Below are 5,178 nucleotides of genomic sequence, written 5' to 3'. Positions count from 1 at the left end.
GCTCGTTGCCGTGCTCAAGCCGGTCGACGTCGAGGTCGACAGGCTATCGATGCTGCTCGTCGCGGTGCTCAGACCCGTCGAGGTCGACGTGGACAGGCTGCCGATCGAACTCGTTGCCGTGCTCAAGCCGGTCGACGTCGAGGTCGACAGGCTATCGATGCTGCTCGTCGCGGTGCTCAGACCCGTGGAGGTCGAGGTGGACAGGCTACCGATGGAACTCGTGGCCGTGCTCAAGCCCGTCGAGGTCGACGTCGACAAGCTGCCGATGGAGCTTGTCGCCGTGCTCAGACCAGTCGACGTGGAGGTCGAGAGGCTGCCGATCGAACTCGTCGCGGTGCTCAAGCCAGTGGAGGTCGATGTGGACAGGCTACCGATCGAGCTCGTTGCCGTGCTCAGGCCAGTCGAAGTGGATGTCGACAAGCTATCGATGCTGCTGGTCGCCGTGCTCAGGCCCGTCGAGGTCGACGTCGACAGGCTGCCGATCGAGCTTGTCGCCGTGCTCAACCCGGTCGAGGTGGAAGTCGACAGACTGTCAATAGAGCTCGTTGCTGTGCTCAAGCCGGTGGACGTCGAGGTCGAAAGGCTGCCGATGGAGCTCGTTGCCGTGCTCAAGCCGGTGGACGTCGAGGTCGAGAGGCTGCCGATGCTGCTGGTCGCCGTGCTCAGGCCCGTCGAAGTGGACGTGGACAGGCTACCGATTGAGCTCGTCGCCGTGCTCAAACCGGTCGATGTCGAGGTCGACAAGCTACCGATGCTGCTGGTCGCCGTACTCAGACCGGTCGACGTGGAAGTCGACAGGCTATCGATGCCGCTGGTCGCCGTGCTCAGACCCGTGGAGGTCGACGTGGACAAGCTGCCAATGGAGCTCGTCGCGGTGCTCAGGCCGGTCGAGGTCGAGGTTGACAGGCTACCGATCGAGCTCGTTGCGGTGCTGAGACCGGTCGAGGTCGATGTCGACAAGCTACCGATCGAACTCGTCGCCGTGCTCAGACCAGTCGATGTCGAAGTCGAGAGACTGCCGATGCTGCTGGTCGCCGTGCTCAAGCCGGTCGACGTCGACGTGGACAGGCTGCCAATCGAACTCGTCGCAGTGCTCAGCCCGGTCGACGTCGAGGTCGAAAGGCTATCGATGCTGCTGGTCGCGGTGCTCAGGCCCGTGGAGGTCGAGGTGGACAAGCTACCGATGGAACTCGTGGCCGTGCTCAAGCCAGTCGATGTCGAAGTCGACAGGCTATCGATGCTGCTCGTGGCGGTGCTCAGACCCGTGGAGGTCGAAGTCGACAAGCTGCCGATGGAGCTCGTGGCCGTGCTCAAACCGGTCGACGTCGAGGTCGAAAGGCTGTCGATGGAACTCGTTGCCGTGCTCAGACCAGTCGAGGTCGATGTAGACAGGCTACCGATCGAGCTGGTTGCCGTGCTGAGGCCAGTCGACGTCGAGGTCGACAAGCTATCGATGCTGCTCGTCGCAGTGCTCAGACCCGTGGAGGTCGACGTGGACAGGCTGCCGATGGAACTCGTTGCCGTGCTGAGGCCGGTCGACGTCGAGGTCGACAGACTGTCGATACTGCTGGTGACGGTGCTCAGGCCCGTGGAAGTGGAGGTCGACAGGCTACCGATGGAGCTTGTCGCAGTGCTCAGGCCGGTCGACGTCGACGTGGACAGGCTACTGATCGAGCTCGTTGCTGTGCTGAGGCCAGTCGAAGTCGATGTCGACAAGCTATCGATGCTGCTCGTCGCGGTACTCAGCCCCGTCGACGTAGAGGTCGACAAGCTTCCGATGGAACTCGTTGCCGTGCTGAGGCCAGTCGACGTCGAAGTCGAGAGGCTGTCAATGCTGCTCGTAGCAGTGCTCAGACCCGTCGAGGTCGACGTCGAGAGGCTGCCGATGGAGCTCGTTGCCGTGCTGAGGCCCGTCGACGTCGAGGTCGAAAGGCTGTCGATGCTGCTGGTCGCGGTGCTCAGGCCCGTGGAGGTCGAAGTGGACAAGCTACCGATCGAACTCGTGGCCGTGCTCAAGCCAGTAGACGTCGAGGTGGAGAGACTGCCGATGGAACTCGTCGCAGTGCTCAAGCCGGTCGACGTAGAAGTCGAGAGGCTGCCGATGCTGCTGGTCGCGGTGCTCAGACCCGTGGAGGTCGAAGTCGACAAGCTGCCGATGGAGCTCGTCGCCGTGCTCAAACCGGTCGACGTCGAGGTCGACAGGCTGTCGATGCTGCTCGTCGCGGTACTCAGCCCCGTGGAGGTCGAGGTGGACAGGCTACCGATGGAACTCGTCGCCGTGCTCAGACCGGTCGACGTCGAGGTCGAAAGGCTGTCGATGGAGCTTGTTGCCGTGCTGAGCCCACTCGACGTCGAAGTCGAGAGACTGCCGATGGAACTCGTCGCAGTGCTCAAGCCGGTCGATGTCGAGGTAGACAGGCTGCCGATCGAGCTCGTTGCCGTGCTCAGGCCAGTCGACGTCGAAGTCGACAGGCTGTCGATGCTGCTCGTCGCGGTGCTCAGACCCGTCGAGGTCGACGTGGACAGGCTGCCAATGGAGCTCGTTGCAGTGCTGAGGCCAGTGGATGTCGAGGTCGACAAGCTACCGATGGAGCTCGTTGCGGTGCTCAAACCGGTGGAGGTCGAGGTCGAGAGGCTATCGATGCTGCTCGTTGCGGTGCTCAGACCTGTCGAGGCCGACGTCGAGAGGCTGCCGATGCTGCTGGTCGCAGTGCTCAAGCCCGTGGACGTCGACGTCGAGAGGCTACCGATGGAGCTCGTTGCAGTGCTCAAGCCGGTGGAGCTGGAAGTCGACAAGCTCGACACGCTGCTGTTCGTCGTGCTCAGGCCCGACGACAGACTGCCGATGCTGCTGGTCGTGGTGCTCAGTCCGGTCGAGAGGCCATCGATGCGGCTGTTCGCCGTGCTCAGACCTGTGGAGGTCGAGGTCGAAAGGCTTCCGATCGAGCTGGTCGCAGTGCTCAGGCCGGTAGACGTCGAAGTCGAGAGGCTGCCGATGCTGCTGGTCGCCGTGCTCAGACCCGTGGAGGTCGAGGTGGACAGGCTACCGATGGAACTCGTGGCCGTGCTCAAGCCCGTCGAGGTCGACGTCGACAAGCTACCGATGGAGCTCGTTGCAGTGCTCAGACCGGTCGAGGTGGAGGTCGAGAGGCTGCCGATGGAACTCGTTGCGGTGCTGAGACCCGTGGACGTCGAGGTCGACAGACTGCCGATCGAGCTGGTCGCAGTGCTCAGGCCTGTCGAGGTCGACGTGGACAAGCTACCGATACTGCTCGTCGCGGTGCTCAGACCCGTGGAGGTCGAAGTCGACAGGCTGCTGATGGAACTCGTGGCCGTGCTCAAGCCGGTCGAGGTCGAGGTCGAGAGGCTGCCAATGCTGCTCGTTGCCGTGCTCAGGCCCGTCGAAGTCGATGTCGAAAGGCTATCGATCGAGCTGGTGGCGGTACTCAGACCCGTCGAGGTGGAGGTCGACAGGCTGCCGATGCTGCTGGTCGCAGTGCTCAAGCCTGTGGACGTCGACGTCGAGAGGCTACCGATGGAGCTCGTTGCAGTGCTCAAGCCGGTGGAGCTGGAAGTCGACAAGCTCGACACGCTGCTGTTAGTCGTGCTCAGGCCTGACGACAGACTGCCGATGCTGCTGGTTGTGGTGCTCAGTCCGGTCGACAGGCCATCGATACGGCTGTTCGCCGTGCTCAGACCTGTGGAGGTCGAGGTCGACAAGCTGCCGATCGAACTCGTTGCAGTGCTCAGGCCAGTGGACGTCGAAGTCGACAGACTGCCGATCGAACTGGTCGCAGTGCTCAAACCCGTGGAAGTCGACGTGGACAGGCTGCCGATGCTGCTCGTAGCCGTGCTCAGACCCGTGGAGGTCGACGTCGACAGGCTCGACACGCTGCTGTTCGTCGTGCTCAGACCCGAAGACAAGCTGCCAATCGAGCTGGTTGCGGTGCTCAGGCCCGTCGAAGTCGAGGTGGACAGGCTGCCGATAGAACTCGTTGCCGTGCTCAGACCCGTCGAGGTCGAGGTAGACAGGCTGCCGATCGAGCTCGTTGCCGTGCTCAGGCCAGTCGACGTCGAGGTTGAGAGGCTACCAATGCTGCTGGTGGCAGTGCTCAGGCCAGTAGACGTCGAGGTCGACAAGCTGCCGATAGAACTCGTTGCGGTGCTGAGACCCGTGGACGTCGAGGTCGACAGACTGCCGATCGAACTGGTCGCAGTGCTCAGGCCTGTCGAGGTCGATGTGGACAGGCTGCCGATGCTGCTCGTTGCCGTGCTCAAGCCCGTGGACGTGGAGGTCGACAAGCTGCCGATGGAGCTCGTCGCGGTACTCAGCCCCGTGGAAGTCGAAGTCGAAAGGCTGCCGATCGAACTGGTTGCGGTACTCAGCCCTGTCGAGGTCGACGTGGACAAGCTACCGATGCTGCTCGTCGCTGTGCTCAGACCAGTGGACGTGGAGGTCGAAAGACTCCCGATGGAACTCGTCGCGGTACTCAGACCCGTGGAGGTCGAGGTCGACAGGCTGCCGATCGAACTCGTAGCCGTGCTCAGCCCGGTGGAACTGGAAGTCGACAAGCTCGACACGCTGCTGTTGGTCGTGCTCAAGCCCGACGACAGGCTGCCGATGCTGCTGGTCGTGGTGCTCAGTCCGGTCGACAGGCCATCGATGCGGCTGTTTGCCGTGCTCAAGCCAGTGGAGGTCGACGTCGACAGACTACCGATGCTGCTCGTGGCGGTGCTCAAGCCAGTCGAAGTCGAAGTCGAGAGGCTACCGATGGAACTGGTCGCCGTGCTCAACCCCGTCGACGTCGACGTGGACAGGCTCGACACGCTGCTGTTCGTCGTGCTCAGCCCCGACGACAAGCTGCCGATGCTGCTGGTGGCCGTGCTCAGCCCCGTGGAAGTCGAAGTCGAGAGGCTACCGATCGAACTGGTGGCGGTACTCAGCCCCGTCGAGGTGGACGACGACAGGCTGCGGATGCTGCTCGTGGCCGTACTCAAGCCTGTCGAGGTGGAGGTCGACAGGCTGCCGATAGAGCTGGTCGCCGTGCTCAACCCGGTCGACGTCGAAGTCGACAGGCTCGACACGCTGCTGTTCGTCGTGCTCAAGCCCGACGACAGACTGCCGATGCTGCTCGTCGCAGTGCTCAAGCCAGTCGACGTCGAGGTCGAGAGGCTGCC

The 5,178-nt window shown here is 63.1% G+C and carries 1 protein-coding gene; it reads right to left on the bottom strand.

Annotation, left to right across the window (positions count from 1 at the left end; all coding sequences use genetic code 11):
• Nucleotides 1-5,178 (bottom strand): hypothetical protein (locus tag AC07RV_RS33155; protein WP_493196362.1); only part of this gene is annotated, 5,178 nt, incomplete at both ends.

It is taken from the genome of Variovorax sp. GW821-FHT09B01, assembly GCF_059418345.1.
Note: the sequence above shows the minus strand (reverse complement) of the source record. Positions and strands in the feature narration are given on the sequence as shown.